Source organism: Streptomyces sp. P17, assembly GCF_032436805.1.
Taxonomy (GTDB): Bacteria; Actinomycetota; Actinomycetes; order Streptomycetales; family Streptomycetaceae; genus Streptomyces.
The window spans coordinates 1-229 of record NZ_JAVRBF010001590.1 but is presented as its reverse complement, the minus strand read 5'-3'; the positions used below and the strand labels follow the sequence as shown (position 1 = coordinate 229).

Annotated in this window: 1 pseudogene; it reads left to right on the top strand. The window is 69.4% G+C overall.

Going from position 1 to position 229, the window contains the following annotated elements:
* Window positions 1–229, top strand: a pseudogene (locus RMT89_RS45765) (hypothetical protein); the annotation flags it as partial.

Sequence of the window (229 nt, the reverse complement as noted above, 5' to 3'; positions counted from 1 at the left end):
CCCCAGCCCGCAAACCGACGCGGCCGGTCCGCGCTGCGGTCCGCGCTTGCTTCGTTCACCGGCACCGTCATCACCTTTTTCGCCCAGCTTATCACGGCGGTGCGGGCAGAGTGGCGCGGCGCCGACCCGATGCAGCGCCAGCGGCGCGTCTATTTCGCCAATCACGCCAGCAACGGCGATTTCATCCTGATCTGGGCGGTGCTGCCGGAACGCAACCGCCGCCGCAGCC